General features: G+C 64.1%; 13 protein-coding genes and 1 pseudogene. 2 read left to right on the top strand and 12 right to left on the bottom strand.

What is annotated here, in order from left to right; translation table 11 throughout:
* The first annotated feature begins 10 nt into the window (after window positions 1–10).
* Window positions 11–1789, top strand: coding sequence for a DNA primase (gene dnaG / locus MTAI_RS06495; RefSeq protein ID WP_027886703.1), 1779 nt, complete (start codon window positions 11–13; stop codon window positions 1787–1789).
* Here dnaG and MTAI_RS06500 read toward each other — a convergent pair.
* From MTAI_RS06500 to ligA, 12 genes and pseudogenes are all read right to left on the bottom strand, one after another.
* Window positions 1786–2544, bottom strand: a complete 759-nt coding sequence (locus MTAI_RS06500) for a 3-hydroxybutyrate dehydrogenase (protein WP_027886702.1) — start codon at window positions 2542–2544, stop codon at window positions 1786–1788. The two genes, dnaG and MTAI_RS06500, sit on opposite strands and share 4 nt — an antisense overlap.
* 25 nt (window positions 2545–2569) lie before the next feature.
* Window positions 2570–3274: an ABC transporter ATP-binding protein gene (locus MTAI_RS06505; protein WP_027886701.1), complete on the bottom strand. Its 705-nt coding sequence runs from the start codon at window positions 3272–3274 to the stop codon at window positions 2570–2572.
* Window positions 3271–3498 carry an ABC transporter ATP-binding protein C-terminal domain-containing protein gene (locus MTAI_RS15710; protein ID WP_378989544.1) on the bottom strand — a complete coding sequence of 76 codons (228 nt, stop codon included), beginning with the start codon at window positions 3496–3498 and terminating at the stop codon, window positions 3271–3273. The genes MTAI_RS06505 and MTAI_RS15710 overlap by 4 nt, the downstream gene beginning before the upstream one ends.
* A gap of 9 nt (window positions 3499–3507) precedes the next feature.
* Window positions 3508–3987, bottom strand: a pseudogene (locus MTAI_RS06510) (ATP-binding cassette domain-containing protein); the annotation flags it as partial.
* Window positions 3980–4888, bottom strand: a complete 909-nt coding sequence (locus tag MTAI_RS06515; RefSeq protein ID WP_027886699.1) for a branched-chain amino acid ABC transporter permease — start codon at window positions 4886–4888, stop codon at window positions 3980–3982. The pseudogene MTAI_RS06510 and the gene MTAI_RS06515, both read right to left, overlap by 8 nt.
* A complete protein-coding gene (locus MTAI_RS06520; protein ID WP_027886698.1) occupies window positions 4885–5742 on the bottom strand; it encodes a branched-chain amino acid ABC transporter permease in 858 nt (285 codons plus the stop codon). The genes MTAI_RS06515 and MTAI_RS06520 overlap by 4 nt, the downstream gene beginning before the upstream one ends.
* Window positions 5743–5868: 126 nt before the next feature.
* Window positions 5869–7032, bottom strand: coding sequence for an ABC transporter substrate-binding protein (locus MTAI_RS06525; protein WP_027886697.1), 1164 nt, complete (start codon window positions 7030–7032; stop codon window positions 5869–5871).
* Window positions 7033–7051: 19 nt separating this feature from the next.
* Window positions 7052–7456, bottom strand: coding sequence for a MaoC family dehydratase (locus tag MTAI_RS06530; RefSeq protein ID WP_027886696.1), 405 nt, complete (start codon window positions 7454–7456; stop codon window positions 7052–7054).
* Complete coding sequence (locus MTAI_RS06535) at window positions 7453–8256, bottom strand: alpha/beta fold hydrolase (protein WP_027886695.1); 804 nt, start codon at window positions 8254–8256, stop codon at window positions 7453–7455. The genes MTAI_RS06530 and MTAI_RS06535 overlap by 4 nt, the downstream gene beginning before the upstream one ends.
* The gene (locus MTAI_RS06540; RefSeq protein ID WP_027886694.1) at window positions 8249–9724 is read right to left on the bottom strand and encodes a class I adenylate-forming enzyme family protein; all 1476 of its coding nucleotides are present in this window, start codon (window positions 9722–9724) and stop codon (window positions 8249–8251) included. Before MTAI_RS06540 ends, MTAI_RS06535 begins: the two co-directional genes overlap by 8 nt.
* Complete coding sequence (locus MTAI_RS06545) at window positions 9715–10725, bottom strand: 3-oxoacyl-ACP synthase (RefSeq protein ID WP_027886693.1); 1011 nt, start codon at window positions 10723–10725, stop codon at window positions 9715–9717. Before MTAI_RS06545 ends, MTAI_RS06540 begins: the two co-directional genes overlap by 10 nt.
* A gap of 68 nt (window positions 10726–10793) precedes the next feature.
* Window positions 10794–12794 carry an NAD-dependent DNA ligase LigA gene (gene ligA / locus MTAI_RS06550; RefSeq protein WP_027886692.1) on the bottom strand — a complete coding sequence of 667 codons (2001 nt, stop codon included), beginning with the start codon at window positions 12792–12794 and terminating at the stop codon, window positions 10794–10796.
* 186 nt (window positions 12795–12980) lie between these two features.
* Here ligA and MTAI_RS06555 point away from each other — a divergent pair, with 186 nt between their 5' ends.
* Complete coding sequence (locus MTAI_RS06555) at window positions 12981–14114, top strand: BMP family lipoprotein (RefSeq protein ID WP_027886691.1); 1134 nt, start codon at window positions 12981–12983, stop codon at window positions 14112–14114.
* Window positions 14115–14151 lie beyond the last annotated feature (37 nt).

Raw genomic sequence — 14151 nt, forward strand, 5'->3', positions numbered from 1 at the left:
AGGCGCACCTATGGATGCCCAATTGGCCCAAGCCATCGAACTGATACGCTCTCGGATGTCCATTCGTGAGCTGGTGGGCCGGTATGTGGCGCTCAAGCCCAGTGGAAAGGGATCCTGGAAGGGCTTGTGCCCTTTTCACCAGGAAAAAACCCCCTCCTTTCAGGTCAGCGAGGACAAGGGGCTGTGCTACTGCTTTGGCTGTAAGAGCGGTGGGGATATCTTTGCTTTTTTGCAGAAGATTGAGGGGATTGAGTTTTGGGAGGCCCTGGAACGTCTGGCCCAGGAGACCGGGGTGGAACTGCCGCAGCCCAAGGGGCGTTCCTCCCCGCGCAAGGAGGTTTTGCAGATCCTCGAGCTTACCCAGTCCTACTTCCGCGCCAACCTATCCGGCCTGGCCGAGCGATACCTGCAGGAGCGTGGCCTGGGCTCGGCCTCCATCGAGCGGTTTGGCCTGGGTTATGCGCCCAAGAGCTGGGATGGTCTGATTAAATATCTTCAGGGGCACGGCGTGGATCCCCAGGAAGCCGCGGAGGCCGGGGTGCTGGTGGAGCGCGAGGGCCGCTACTTCGACCGCTTTCGCCACCGTGTGACCTTCCCAATTCTGGATCCGCTGGGCCGCATTGTGGCTTTCACCGCTCGCGCCCTAGAAAAAGACGACAACCCCAAGTACCTCAACTCCCCGGAGACCGCCCTGTTCAAAAAGAACCAGCTCCTCTATGGCTATCCTCAGGCCCGCTCGGCCATCCGCGAGCGGGGGCGGGCGGTGGTGGTGGAGGGGCTGTTTGATGTGATCGCCCTGCACCAGATGGGCTTTACCGAGGCGGTGGCGGTGCTGGGCTCGTCGCTTTCCGGTGAGCAGGCCCACCTTTTGCGACGGGCCGATGCCGCCGAGCTTTACCTGGCCTTCGACGCCGACGAGGCCGGGCGCAGGGCCACCTTGCAAAGCCTGAACCTGGAGATTGCCCGTGGTTTCGTGGTCTATGCCGTGTTGCTCGAGGACGGCAAGGACCCCGGCGACCTGCTGCTGCTACCCGATGGCAAGGAGCGCTTCGAGGCGGCGCTGCAGGCGGCCCTGCCCGAGGTGGAGTACCGCTTTGAGGCGGCGGCGGCGGGGTTGGACCTCAGGCGCCCCGAGCATAAGCAAAAAATCCTCGAGGCTCTCAGGCCCCGCTTGATCTCGAGCGAGCCTTTCGACCCGGTGGTGGAAAAGCTCAAGGCCAAGGTCATAAGCGCCCTGGAACTGAGCCCGCGGGCCCTGGAAGACTACCTGGCCCGGGCCCGATCCCCCAAGCGTGCGGCCCCTTCAGCGCCCGACCGAACCCTGGGCCTGGGGCTGGCCCGGCCCGACCTCACAGAGAAGCGGCTTTTACGTGAGCTGGACGTTATTGCCCTTTTATACTCGGTGCCCGAGGAGGAGTTTTTGCACTGGGCGCTTTATGTGGAGGATCACACCTGGCCGCCCGAGGGCAGCCTTTTGGCCGAATTCATGCAGGCGGCCCGCTCGAAACAGGGTAAGAGCCGCATCCTGAAGCACTTTGAGCAGCGGGGGGAAGGGGCCCGCTTGATGGATGTCCTGATGAAAAGCCCCAGTTTTGAGCATCAGAACCTCGAGACCCACCTGAACGTAGCCCTGGCCCGGGTGCGTGAGGTGTACTACGAAATGCGCCTGGACAAACTCAAGGCCCAGCTCAAAAGCACCTCCGACCTGAACGAGATTCGCGCACTGACCAAAGAGATCCAGGAGGTGCTGCAGGCCATCGAGGCGGAGCGGCGGGTGTATAAGCGCTAACGGGCCGTCCAGCCCAGATCCATAACCTGCGCCGAGCCGGTAATTGCGCTGGCCCGGTCGGACGCCAGGAAGAGGGCGTACTCGGCCACTTCCGCAGGCTCAATCAAGCGCTTGATGGCGGCGGGGGCCAGCATCACCTGCCCAACGACCTCGCTTTCGGGGATGCCCAGGGTACGGGCCTGGTCGGCGATTTGCGACTCCACCAGGGGGGTGCGCACATAGGCTGGACAGATGGCATTGCAGGTGATGCCGTACTCGCCAACCTCGAGCGCCACGGTTTTGGTCAGGCCCAGCAAGCCGTGCTTGGCCGCGATGTAGGCCGACTTAAAAGGGCTGGCAACCAAGCCGTGCAGCGATGCGATGTTGATGATCCGGCCCCAGCGCCTTTGCTTCATGCTGGGTAAGGTATATTTGATGAGCTGGAAAGGAGCCGTGAGCAGCACCTGGAGCATCCGATTCCAGGTTTCCTCAGGGAACTCCTCGACCGGATGTATGCGCTGCAGGCCGGCGTTGTTGACCAGGATATCGATGGGGCCCAGCTCGAGCGCCCGTTGGGCCAGGTCGTAAACGGCCTGCTGATCGGAGAGGTCGGCCTGCACAAAGGCACCCCCCACGGCCTCGGCGACTGCGCCCGCCGCAGGCGACAGATCGTTGAGGATTACCCTGGCCCCTTCCCGGGCGAACACTTCCGCGATGGCCCTGCCAATGCCGCTACCTGCGCCGGTGATGAGGGCGGTTTTTCCCTTTAGTTGCATAGTTTCATGCTACCTTGAGGCCGGTTTACAGGGCCAGGTAGGCCTTCTGCACGCCCGGGTTGCTTAGAAGCTCTCGTGCACTGCCGCTCAGCACAACCTTCCCATGTTCGACCACGTAGCCCCGGTCGGCCACTTCCAGCGACAGCGCCACGTTCTGTTCGACCAGCAGCACCCCTACCCCTTCGGCCTTCACCTGCGCCAGGGTGGAGAGCACCTCCTCGGCCAGCTTGGGGGAAAGCCCCAGGCTGGGTTCATCCACCATCAGGATTCTGGGCCGGCCCATCAGAGCCCGTCCGATGGCCAGCATCTGCTGCTCCCCCCCCGAGAGGGTGCCGGCCACCTGTTTGCGCCGCTCGGCCAGGCGGGGGAAGAGGGTGTAGATCCGCTCCAAACCCTCCTGCCTGTACGGCCAGGCCAGGAAGGCCGCCCCCAGGCGCAGGTTTTCTTCCACGCTCATAAGGGGAAAGAGTTGCCGTCCCTCGGGCACGTGCCCCAGGCCCCGGCGGGCCCGCTGGGCTGCCGAGAGGCCCTGCAGGCTGGTCTCATCGAGCCATACCTGGCCGCCCCAGGGCCGCAGCAGGCCGGAGATGGTGCGCAAGGCGGTGGTTTTGCCGGCCCCGTTGGCTCCCAGAAGGGCCACCAGCTCGCCTGTGGCTACCTCGAGCGTGAGTCCAAACAGCACCTGGGCCTTACCGTAGCCGGTTGTTAGGTTGCTTACGCTGAGTCTCACGAAGCCCTCCCCAGATAAGCCTCGCGCACTTTGGGGTTGGAGGCTACCAGGTCGTAGGGGCCTTCCGCAATGACCTGGCCGTAATCCATTACCACCACCCGGTCGGCCAGGGCCCGCACCACCGGCATCAGGTGTTCGATGAAAAGTACGGTTACGCCGCTGTTGCGGATGCGCCGCACCAGCTCCACCGCCTCCAGGGCTTCCGAGGGGCGCAGCCCGGCCATTACTTCGTCCAACAACAGCAATTTGGGTCTGGTGCAGAGGGCCCGGGCGAGCTCGAGGCGCTTGTCTTCCAGAAGTGTGAGCTCCCCGGCCAGGGTTTGGGCTTTGGGGGTCAGACCGGTAAGCTCAATCACCTCCTCTACAACGCGCTCAGCTACCCTTGCAGGGGTGTTGGGTTTGCCATACAGGGCTCCAACCAGGAGATTTTCCCATACGGTCATTTCGGGGAAAGGCTGCACGATCTGAAAGGCCCGGCCCAGCCCCTTCCAGGCGCGCACCTCGGGCGGGGCCTGGGTAATGGTTTCACCCAAAAACTCAATCCGACCCTCGTCGGGCCGTAATAAACCGGAAAGCAAGTTGAGCAGAGTGCTCTTGCCTGCACCGTTGGGGCCGATAACCGCCAGAATTTCACCGGCCTCTACCCGCAAGTTGACCGCGTTGGCCGCGTGCACCCCGCCAAAACGCTTGGAAAGGCCCTGGACGCTAAGCATGCCCTACCCCTTTGCGACGAAAGAGACTCACCAGCCCTTTGGGTAAAAAGAGGATGGTCAACACCAGAATCACCCCGTACACCACCAGGTAGCCCTCGCCGATGCGCAGGCGTAACCAGGTCTCGAGGCTCACGATGATCAATCCCCCCAACAGGGGCCCGGTGGTGGTGTAAAGCCCGCCGAAAATGGGAATTACCAGTGCCTCCACAGCCCGCCCCAGGCCAAAGGCATCGTAGGGGGAGAGAAACAGGGTTTTCATGGCGTAAACCCCACCGGCCAGCCCGGCCAAAAAGGCGGAAATCATAAAAGCCAGGAGCTTAACCCGTACCACCGGAACCCCCAGCACCCGGGCCACGGCCTCGCCCTGCCGGGTAGCGGCCATGGCATAGTGGAGGCGGCTTCTGCTCACAAGGAGGCTGGTTCCAGCAGCCAGGGCCAGCACGCCCACAGCCAGGTAGTAGCCGCCGAGGGGGAAGGCCCCTCCGAACGCGGGCTGTACCGGCAGGCCAATGGCCCCTCCAGTGAAGGGGGCTTTGAGCACCAGGGTGCGCATCACCTCGCTAAAGGCCAGGGTGGCGATGGCGAAATACATCCCATGCAACCGCAAGGTGGCCAGGCCCAGGAAGAGGCTCGAGGCGCCAGCCACCACCCCTCCAACCAGCAGCGCGGGAAGGGTGCCCAGGGCGGGGGCCGTGAGCGCAGCAGCATAGGCCCCTAAGCCAAAGAAGGCCCCGTGGGCCAGCGAGAGCTGTCCGGTACGGGCCAGCAAGTCCCAGGCCAGGGCCAGGGCGCTGATCAGAAAAGCAAACTGGGCGGTATCCAGCAAAAAGGCCCGCCATTCGCCCAACGGTAGTCCGGGCAGTACCAGGGCTACCAACAAAAGCAGTCCCACCAGGATCATGCGGCCCTCCAGCTACGCCAAGTGAGGGTCACGAAGATAACCAGAAAGAACACGGCCTCTACCCAGCCCCCGCCGCCCGGCACGTAGGTGCTGACCAGGGCCTCGGCCATAGCCAGGGTGATGGCCGCTGGTACCACCCCTCGCAGATTGCCCAGCCCTGCCATCACGATGATGGCAAAGGCCTTGAGGGTATAGGCAAACCCCACCGTGGGGGAGGCGTAGAGCATCACCGAGAGCATTACCCCGGCCACCCCGGCCAGGGCCGCCGAAAGCCCAAAGGCCAGCAGGTAGACCCGCTGGGTCTCGATGCCCAGAAGCCCCGGCGCCAGTCGGTTTTGCGCCACCGCTCGCACGGCCAGGCCCAACCGGGTGCGATCCAGAAAGCCATATAACGCACCCAGAATGACAACTGAAAGAGCAAAAGCCAGCAGCGGCGGTACACCAAATGAAAGACCGCCCAGAGCGAGGGTGGCTCCCTGGTAGCTGGTGGAGACTACACGGGTATCGGCCCCAAAGACCAGCAGGGCGATGTTTTGCAAGGCTACCGACAGGCCAAAGGTAAGCAGCATCTGGTTGAGCTCAGGGGCGGCCAGCACAGGCCGAATGAGCCCCAGGTAGGTGATGGCTCCTACCATAAAGAGCACCAAGGCAGCCAATCCCAGGGAAAGGAATGGATCCAGGCCGGTGCTCACAAAGAGCAGATAGGCGATGAAAGCCCCGATCATGGTGAACTCGCCGTGGGCAAAGTTGACGATGCCCACCACGCCCACTGCGAGGGCCAGTCCGCTGGCTACCAGGGCGTAGATGCCGGCGGCCAGGATGCCGTTGATGATGGTTTGCAGCAGTAATTCCATAGTTTGTCGGGACGGGCTTCCCAAGCGCCAGCGGGCCCACCTTTTGTCGAACAGCCCGATCTGAGCCTGGTGTGGGAAGGAACCCCAACGGGCCCCGTTGGGGTTCGCTACAGCTTCAGCCCAGGATTAGTAGTTGCCCGGGAAGCGCAGGGGCCGGGCTGCGCGGCTCGCTGGGAAGACCGGACGGCGCGAGCCCTCCAGATACTGGAACTGCAGCCAGATGTTCTGGTTAAAGCCCTGGAAACGGGTACGCCCGGTATCGGAGGGCTTGAAGGATAGGGGGCCGAAGGGGGTTTCCATCTGCACCTTGGCCAACTCGGCGGCAATCCGGTCTTTGTCGGTGGAGCCTGCGGCCTCGAGCGCTTTACCCAGACTCAAGGCGATCACGTAGCCCATGGGGGCCATGTACTCGTCGGTCACCTCACCGAACTTGCGGCGGTACAGGTTCACGAAGCGGCGGCTTTCGTTGTTGGCTACCGAGGGCAGCCAGGCGGTCATGCCGGCTACGTCGTTGGAAAGGTTGTTTTTCTCAAAGCCGGTTGGCCAGGCCGGGGGGGCGCCGTAGATCAGTTTGGGCTCGAGCCCCACCTGCCGGGTCTGGGCGGCGATGGGCAGGGCGTCTACGTCGTAGCCGATCCAGTACAGAATATCGGGCCGGAACCCCTTAAAGCGGGTCAGGATGGCGGTGAAGTTGCCCGACCCCGATTTGAAGGGTTCGGCCTGCACGGTGTAGCCCTGGCGCTCGAGCTGCTGCCGGTAGGTCTGGATGCCCGCTGAGCCAAAAGGCCCATCCTCGTAAAGAATGGCCACCCGCCGGGCCCCCTGGTCGTAGAGGTACTTGAAGAACTCGAGGGCCGCCGCCACGTTGTGGTAGTCCCAGGGGTGGTAGTGGAAGAAGCGACCATAATCGCTAAAAGCCTGCTCCACTACGCTGCTGGCCGCCCCGATGCAGAGGAAGAGCGGCTGGTATTGCTTGACCGGCCCCGAGAGGGCAAAGGTGACCCCCGAGGCCAGCCCACCGATCACAATGTCCACCCGATCCACGGTCATCAGCTTGGTGAGGGCCGGCACCGCGGTGGCCGGGGCGTTGCCGTCGTCCACCACCACCAGCTCAATCTTGACCTTTCCGCCCGCGTTGACCTGATCCACGCCGAGCTGCACCCCGTTCAGAGCGGCCTTGCCCGCTACGGTCGAGATGGGCAGCAGCACGCCCACCCGCACCGTGGTCTGGGCCAGGGCCAGCCCGGCCAGACCCAGAACTGCCAAAAGAACCATCCAAACTTTTTTCATGCCTGCCTCCTATTCGCTTTCACAGAACCTCCTCGTAAAGCACCGTGGCCTCGCCCTCGACGACCCGTTCACCCTTCTGGTTGGTGCAGAGGGTCTCGAGGCTCAGGATGGGTTTATCCGGGCGGATGGCCCGCACGGTCACGGTAGCGGTGATGGTGTCGCCCAGGTAGGTGGGCTTTAGAAAGCGCAGGCTCTGGCCCAGATAAATGGCCCCCGGCCCCGGCAGCTTGGTGCCGATGGCGGTGGAGATGAGGCCGGCCACCAGGATGCCCTGGGCGATGCGGGCTCCAAACCGGCTCCGCCGGGCGTACTCGGCATCCACGTGCAGCGGGTTGGTGTCCCCTACGGCGCCGATGAACAGGGTCACATGCGCCTCGCTGAGGGTCTGGGTGTAAGAAGCGCTGTCTCCTACCTGGAACTTCATGCCTGTACCTCCAAAAACCTCAGGATGGCCCCGGCCAGCCCGGCAGTGTCTTCAACTGGGGCTACGTGGCCCACCTGGGGTAGCACCCGATGGATGGCCTGGGGAATGGCGGCCGCAATCTCCTGGCCGTAGCGGGGCGGGAAGAGCAGATCGTCCTCACCCGAGAGCACCAGCGTTGGGGCTTGGATCCGGCTTAGGCGGGGGCGCAGGTCTTCCATCGCCAAAAAGCCGTCCAGTAAGTATTTCTGGGCCTCGGGGGTGGGGGCCATTTGCTCCATCTGCACCAGCGAGGCCTCGCCGGCGATCTCCGGATGGGCCTCCAGGAAGGCCCGGCCCCAGATCCAGGGCAGGGCAATCTGCAGGCGCCCGCGGGTGCCACCCCAGGCCAGGGCCTGCCGCCAGCTTTCCACCTTGGCCCGCAAAAGGGGGTCGAGGCGGGGGGTGGTGCACAGCAGGATGAGCTTTTCCAGGCCCGCCGGCTGCCGGGCGCCGTGAACCTGGGCCACCACCCCACCGTTGGACAGGCCCAGCAGGTGGTAGCGGGTGATCCCCAGGGCTTCCAGCAGGGCGGCCAAATCGTCGGCGTGGAGCCCGGGAGGGTAGGGCCCGGGGGGTACGGCGCTCTGCCCCTGGCCTCGCATGTCGTAGCGCAGCACCCGGAAGCCCTGCAGATAGGGCATAAGCGGCTCCCAGGCCTCGGTGCGCTGAAAGATGCCATTGAGCAGCACCAGCCAGGGCCCACGCTCGGGGCCGTCCAGCCGGTAGAAAAGCGTGGTGCCGTTGACGCTTAGCTCAGGCATGGGATCCCTCCCGGAACCTGCGGTACAGCTCACCCTTCAAAATCTTGCCGGGGCCGCTCTTGGGTAGCTCGGATAGGAACAGGAAATGCCTGGGCACCTTGTAGCCTGCCAGGCGGGCCTTCAGAAAACCCTTTAGCTCTTCCTCGCCAATCGGCGATTTGAGTACCACCGCCGCCAGGCCCACCTCGCCCCAGCGGGGGTCGGGAACCCCCAGCACCGCGCACTCGAGCACCGCCGGGTGTTCGTAGAGGGCCCGTTCCACCTCGATGGGATAGACGTTCTCACCCCCCGAGATGAACATCTCCTTGACCCGCCCCACGATGTAGTAGCGCCCTTCCGCATCGCGCCGGGCCAGGTCGCCGGTGCGCAACCAGGTGCGCCCCTGGTGGACGACCAGGGCCTGGGCGGTCTCGTTTGGGCGCTCGAAGTAGCCGGACATCAGCACCGGCCCCGAGAGCCAAAGCTCGCCCTCCTCTTGGGCCTCCTGGCCGTCGGGCCCGGCCAGCCGGGCCCAGAGGTGGGGCATGGGACGGCCTACCGACTCGGGGTGCGCCTCGGCCTCCTCGAGGCTCTGGGTAAAGCAGTTGACGCCGCACTCGGTCAGGCCGTAGCCCTGCTTGAAGCGCACGCCTTTGGCCTCGAAAGCCGCCCGTACCGGCCGAGGGCAGGGGGCCCCGCCGGAGATGGCCCAGCGCACCGTGCGCAGGTCGGCCTGGGCAAAGTCGGGGTGCTGGGCCAGCATCTGGTACATGGTAGGCACCAGGAACAGCAGGCTCACCCGGTGTTCCCGCACCCAGGCCAGGTACAAAGCGGGGTCGAACCTTTCCTGTATGAGCACCTGGCCGCCCAGGTAGAGCAAAGGCGTGGCCAGGGCGTTCAGGGCGGCATGGAACATGGGGGTTGCCACTATGTAGCGGTCTTCGGGAGAAAGCCCCCAGCTCATGCAGGTCTGGATGGCGTTGACCAGAAGCTGGCGGTAGGGGATCAGGGCCCCTTTGGGCAGCCCCGTGGTGCCGCCGGTAAAGAGCAGCAGGGCCGGGTCTTCCAGGCTAGGGGTAAAATCCGGGATCTTTCTTTCGGGTAGGGTCTGCAGGGCCTCTAGAGGATGCGCCTGGGGGTGTAAGCGCTGGGCCGGCAGAGCGAAGTCTTCGGTGTAGAAAAGGGCTTTGGGCCGGGTGTACTCGAGCAGTTCCTTTAGCTCGGCCTCGCTCAAGCGGTGGTTGAGCAGGGCGGGGATAAAGCCCAGTAGCGGGGCGGCGAAATAGAGCTCGAGGTAGCCCAGGTGGTTGGGCCCCAGCACCGCGACCCGATCCCCCCCGGCGACCCCAAGACCTGCCAGCGAGGCCGCAGCCCGCCAAGCCCGCTGGTACAAATCGGCATAGCTGATCCAGTGGCCGCGCCAGTAGACCGCAGGGCGGTTGGGGTGGTAGGAGGCCAGCCGGGCCAGCCAGTTGGCGTTTAGCTCCATTTCTCCCCCTCCACACGCAACACCGCCGCTCCCCAGTGGTAACCCACCCCGGCGGCCGCCAGGGCCACCAGGCTGCCAGGCCCCAGCCTGCCCGCATCCACCGCCAGCCTGAGCGAAAGAATGGGGTCGAGCTGGCCCAGGTGGCCGTAGTCAGATAGGTAAATGGCGCGCTCTTCCGATAGCCCCAGCCCGGCCAGCACAGCCTGGTGGGCCGAGGGTTTCATGTGCAGGAGGGCCAGGTAGTCCAGATCGGCAGCGGTGTAACCGGCCTGCCCCAGCGCTCCTTGAATAACCTCCAGAAAGCCGGGTAGTGAGACCTGCTCGAGGCGAGCTTTCATAAGCTCCGGCTCGGCCACCCGCAGCTTGTACCGCTCTACATTGGCTGGGGTTAGGGGCTCGACCGTGCCCCCTACCGGCACCCGCACGCTGGCAGCCAGGCTGGGGTCGGTTTTGAGCCGCGTGGCTAGCAGCTTGAAACCCGGCCCTTCCCGCGCCATCACCGCAGCCCCACCGCCCGCGGCCAGATCGTACATGAAGCGCACCGCCGGGTCGGTGTAGTCAATCAGGTCGCCGTTGCGATAGCCGCCCGCTATCAGGATGTGCTGTAGGCTGGGCTGGCTGGCCAAAAGCCCCTCGGCCACGGCCAGGGCGCTGATAAAGCTGGCGCACTTCTGGTTCAGATCGAAGGCCCAGGCCCGGCGGGCCCCCACCATCTGGGCGATGAGGGGGGCGCTGCACCAGACCGGGTAGTCCTTGTGCTCATCGGTGATGCTGATTACCACATCCAGCGCGGCCCCCTCGAGGCCCGCCTCCTCGAGCGCAGCCCGGGCCGCCCAGCCCCCCATGCGGGCCGGATGATCCTCAGGGCCGGGAATGGGTTTCTGATGAATGCCCAGCTTCTCCCGCACCACCCACTCCGGCAGCCCGCTGGCCGCGGCAATTTCGCCGCTGTGCATGCGCGGTGTGGGAAGATAGACCCCTAGGCCCCGAAGGTACGCCATCTCAAACCTCTAAACCCGATTGAGGTGAGTGTACCCAAGGGGTGTTACAACCTTGTTACACAAGGTTCCTAGATGGGGGCTGCCCCGAGCTTCTGCTCCAGCAGCGCCCGCAGGCCCGCCTCGTCCAGAATAGGAACGCCGAGCTCTTTGGCCTTGCTGAGTTTGGAGCCGGCCCCCGGCCCGGCGATCACATAGCTGGTCTTCTTGCTTACGGAGCCGGAAATTTTGGCCCCGTGGGCCTCGAGCTGCCGCGCGACCTCTTCCCGGGGGCGGGAAAGCTCGCCGGTCAGGACAAAGGTAAGACCCTCGAGGGCCTGGCTTTGCTGCTTTTCCCGGGCCTCGAAGACCAGGCCGGCGGCCCGCAGACGCTCGATGAAGCTCCGCATCTCCGGGCGGGCCAGGGCCTGGTGAATGGCCTGGGCGGTGGTCTCGGCGATATCTGGTACGGCATCCAGCTCTTCGACCGTGGCCTGGAGGATGTTGTCCAGGTGCCCGAAGCGTTTGGCCAGGGCCCGGGCGGTGCTCTCGCCCACCTGGGGAATGCCCAGCGCAAAGAGCAGCCGCTCGAGGCCCCGGCTTTTGCTGGCCTCGATCTGCTCAATAAGGTTCTGGGCGCTTTTTTCGGCTTTGCGCTCGAGGGCAATAATGTCTTCTTTCTTGAGGCGGTAGAGATCGGCGGCATCCCGCACCAGACCGGCTTCCAGGAGCTGCTCGATGAGCTTCTCGCCCAGGCCCTGGATGTCCATGGCCCGGCGGCTGGCAAAATGCCTTATCGCCTCGAAGGCCTTGGCCGGGCATAGCGGGTTGGGGCAGAGGTGAATCTTGCCCGAAAGCTCGAGGGCTGTACGGCACTCGGGGCAGTGGCTGGGCCACTCTACAGGCGCATGGCCCCTGGGGGCCTCGCTGACCACCCGCAGCACCTCGGGAATCACCCCGCCCGACTTGTGTACCAGGACGGTATCCCCGATGCGTAAGCCCAGCTCCTGTACGTAACTTTCGTTGTGCAGGGTTACCCGGCTCACCGTGGAGCCGTCCAGGAAGACCGGCTCGAGCTCCGCCACCGGCGTAACCCGTCCGGTACGCCCCACCTGAAAGATCACCCGCAGCACCCGGGTGGTTTTTTCCTCGGCGGGAAACTTATAGGCAATGGCGAAGCGAGGGGTTTTGGCGGTGTAGCCCAGCTCGTTCCAGAGGGAAAGGTTGTTCAGCTTGACGGTCACCCCATCGGCCTCAAATGGCAGGCTTTTGCGCGCGGCCAGCATGGCCCGGTAACCCCGCTCGATACCCTCCACGCCCTGCACCACCTGGTAATGCGGATCCACCGAAAAGCCGAGCTGGCCCAGCTTCTCCAGCAGTTCCTGCTGGGTGCTGGCCCCCAGGCCTTCGGGCCTTCCCACCCCATAGAACAACCCCCGCAAGCCCCGGCTGGCGCTGATCCGGGGATCTTTTTGCCGCAGGCTACCGGCTGCGGCGTTGCGTGGGTTTTTGAAAGGAGGCTCCCCGGCCTCCTCGAGCTGTGCGTTCAGCTGCAAAAAGGTCTGAATGGGTAGGTAAATTTCACCCCGAACCTCGAGGTCGAGGGGCTGCGGTAGCCGCCTGGGGATGTCGGGAATCGCCAGCAGGTTGGGCGTTACGTCCTCGCCGGTCAGGCCATCGCCACGGGTAAGCCCCTGGCGGAACACCCCTGCCTCGTAGAGGAGGTTGACCGAAAGCCCGTCAATTTTGTACTCGAGCACGTATTCGCGCGGCTCCTCCCGGCCCAGGAAGCGGTTGATGCTGGCCTCGAAATCGGCGATGTCGTCCGGTGAAAAGGCGTTGCCCAGCGAGTACATGCGGGTGGGGTGGGGCACGGGGGTGAAGGGGGTCTCGAGGATGGAGCTGCCCACGGTCTGTGTGGGGGAGTCAGGGGTGACCAGCTCGGGATGGGCTTCCTCCAGGGTTCTTAGCTCGTGCAACAGGCGGTCAAACTCGGCATCGGAGATTTCCGGTTTGTTCAGCACGTAATAGCGGTAGTTGTGGTAGCGAATCAGCTCGCGTAGCTCCGCAATGCGCTGCTTAGGGGTCTGCATAGGGTGATGCTATGAAGCTCGAGGGCGGTTGTCAAACAGGCTTTAGAATGGCGTGAAGGGCGGCCAAAGGCGGTTTCACTTATTTGTCAAGCCCTTTCAACCCCCCTGCTTTGTGCTCTATAATGCCGGAGGCTAACAGCCAGTTCAGCGCTTGTAAGGTACACAAGCGAAATGGAGGCGAATCACATGAAGAAACTCGTGGTGCTCAGTGTTGCCCTGGCAACTGCGCTAGGTCTGGGTCTAGCCCAGGAGATCCGCGTGGGTATGGCCTTCGATGCAGGCGGTAAAAACGACCGCAGCTTCAACCAGTCCACCTTTGAAGGTGCCCAGCGAGCTGCTAGAGAGCTAGGGGTCAGGGTCTTCGACTTTGAACCCGGCGACCCCGGCCAGGTGGGCCAGGGCATCCGCCGCTTTGCTGAGGAGGGCTTCGACCTGATTGTGGGGGTGGGCTTCGCCAACGAGCCCTCGATAACCAGGAACGCCCAGGAGTTCAAAGATGTCAAGTTCGCGGTAATCGACTCGGTGCCCTGTGAGGGCAAGTGCGCCAACGCGGTAGGGCTGGTCTTCCGCGAGCACGAAGGCAGCTACCTGGTGGGCTACATCGCGGGCCGCATGACCAACACCGGTGTGGTGGGCTTCGTGGGGGGTATGGATATCCCCCTGATCCACAAGTTTGAGCAGGGCTACCGGGCCGGGGCCATTGCCGGTATGCGCGAGCGGGGTATTTCCAACCCCCGTGTGCTCATCAACTACGTGGGCAACACCCCGGCGGCCTGGAACGACCCGGGCAAGGCCAAAGAAATCGCCACCGCGCAGGCCAAGCAGGGGGCCGACATCATCTACGCGGCGGCCGGGGCTTCGGGCCTGGGTGTGCTGGACTACGTCAAACAGCAGCGCTGCTTGAAGCAGAACGAGCTGCCCTCGGGCGTGCGCTTTATCTCCAACAACGGCTCCAACGTGCCGCGTTACGCCGCCTACAACCAATCCTGCCCGGCGGCAACCTCCCGTCCCATGTTCATGATTGGGGTGGATGCCAACCAGAACTACCTGGGTGACACCGACAACAACCCCAACACCCTGAACCATGTGCTCACTTCCATGCTCAAGCGGGTGGATGTGGCTACCTACGAGGTCATCAAGTCGGTTAAGGACGGCACCTTCAAAGGCGGGGTGCGCGAGTTTGGCCTGAACAACAACGGTGTGGGCTATGCCCTGGACAACTACAACAAGGCCCTGATCCCGCAGGCCGTCATCAACCGCCTGGCGGTTCTGCGCAGCCAGATCGTCTCGGGGGCCATCAAGGTGCCCGACAAGCGCTAAGTGATGGTTTTTGCTGGCGCCTGGGGTTGATACCCCG

The sequence above is a fragment of the Meiothermus taiwanensis WR-220 genome (assembly GCF_003568585.1).
Classification (GTDB): domain Bacteria; phylum Deinococcota; class Deinococci; order Deinococcales; family Thermaceae; genus Meiothermus; species Meiothermus taiwanensis.

Bases quoted from the DNA above. Each gene is read 5' to 3' on its own strand.
- dnaG (WP_027886703.1), top strand. From the start codon at position 11: ATGGATGCCCAATTGGCCCAAGCCATCGAACTGATACGCTCTCGGATG.
- MTAI_RS06500 (WP_027886702.1), bottom strand. From the start codon at position 2,544: ATGCAACTAAAGGGAAAAACCGCCCTCATCACCGGCGCAGGTAGCGGC.
- MTAI_RS15710 (WP_378989544.1), bottom strand. From the start codon at position 3,498: ATGGCCGGGCTGCGCCCCTCGGAAGCCCTGGAGGCGGTGGAGCTGGTG.
- MTAI_RS06515 (WP_027886699.1), bottom strand. From the start codon at position 4,888: ATGATCCTGGTGGGACTGCTTTTGTTGGTAGCCCTGGTACTGCCCGGA.
- MTAI_RS06520 (WP_027886698.1), bottom strand. From the start codon at position 5,742: ATGGAATTACTGCTGCAAACCATCATCAACGGCATCCTGGCCGCCGGC.
- MTAI_RS06525 (WP_027886697.1), bottom strand. From the start codon at position 7,032: ATGAAAAAAGTTTGGATGGTTCTTTTGGCAGTTCTGGGTCTGGCCGGG.
- MTAI_RS06530 (WP_027886696.1), bottom strand. From the start codon at position 7,456: ATGAAGTTCCAGGTAGGAGACAGCGCTTCTTACACCCAGACCCTCAGC.
- MTAI_RS06535 (WP_027886695.1), bottom strand. From the start codon at position 8,256: ATGCCTGAGCTAAGCGTCAACGGCACCACGCTTTTCTACCGGCTGGAC.
- MTAI_RS06540 (WP_027886694.1), bottom strand. From the start codon at position 9,724: ATGGAGCTAAACGCCAACTGGCTGGCCCGGCTGGCCTCCTACCACCCC.
- MTAI_RS06545 (WP_027886693.1), bottom strand. From the start codon at position 10,725: ATGGCGTACCTTCGGGGCCTAGGGGTCTATCTTCCCACACCGCGCATG.
- ligA (WP_027886692.1), bottom strand. From the start codon at position 12,794: ATGCAGACCCCTAAGCAGCGCATTGCGGAGCTACGCGAGCTGATTCGC.
- MTAI_RS06555 (WP_027886691.1), top strand. From the start codon at position 12,981: ATGAAGAAACTCGTGGTGCTCAGTGTTGCCCTGGCAACTGCGCTAGGT.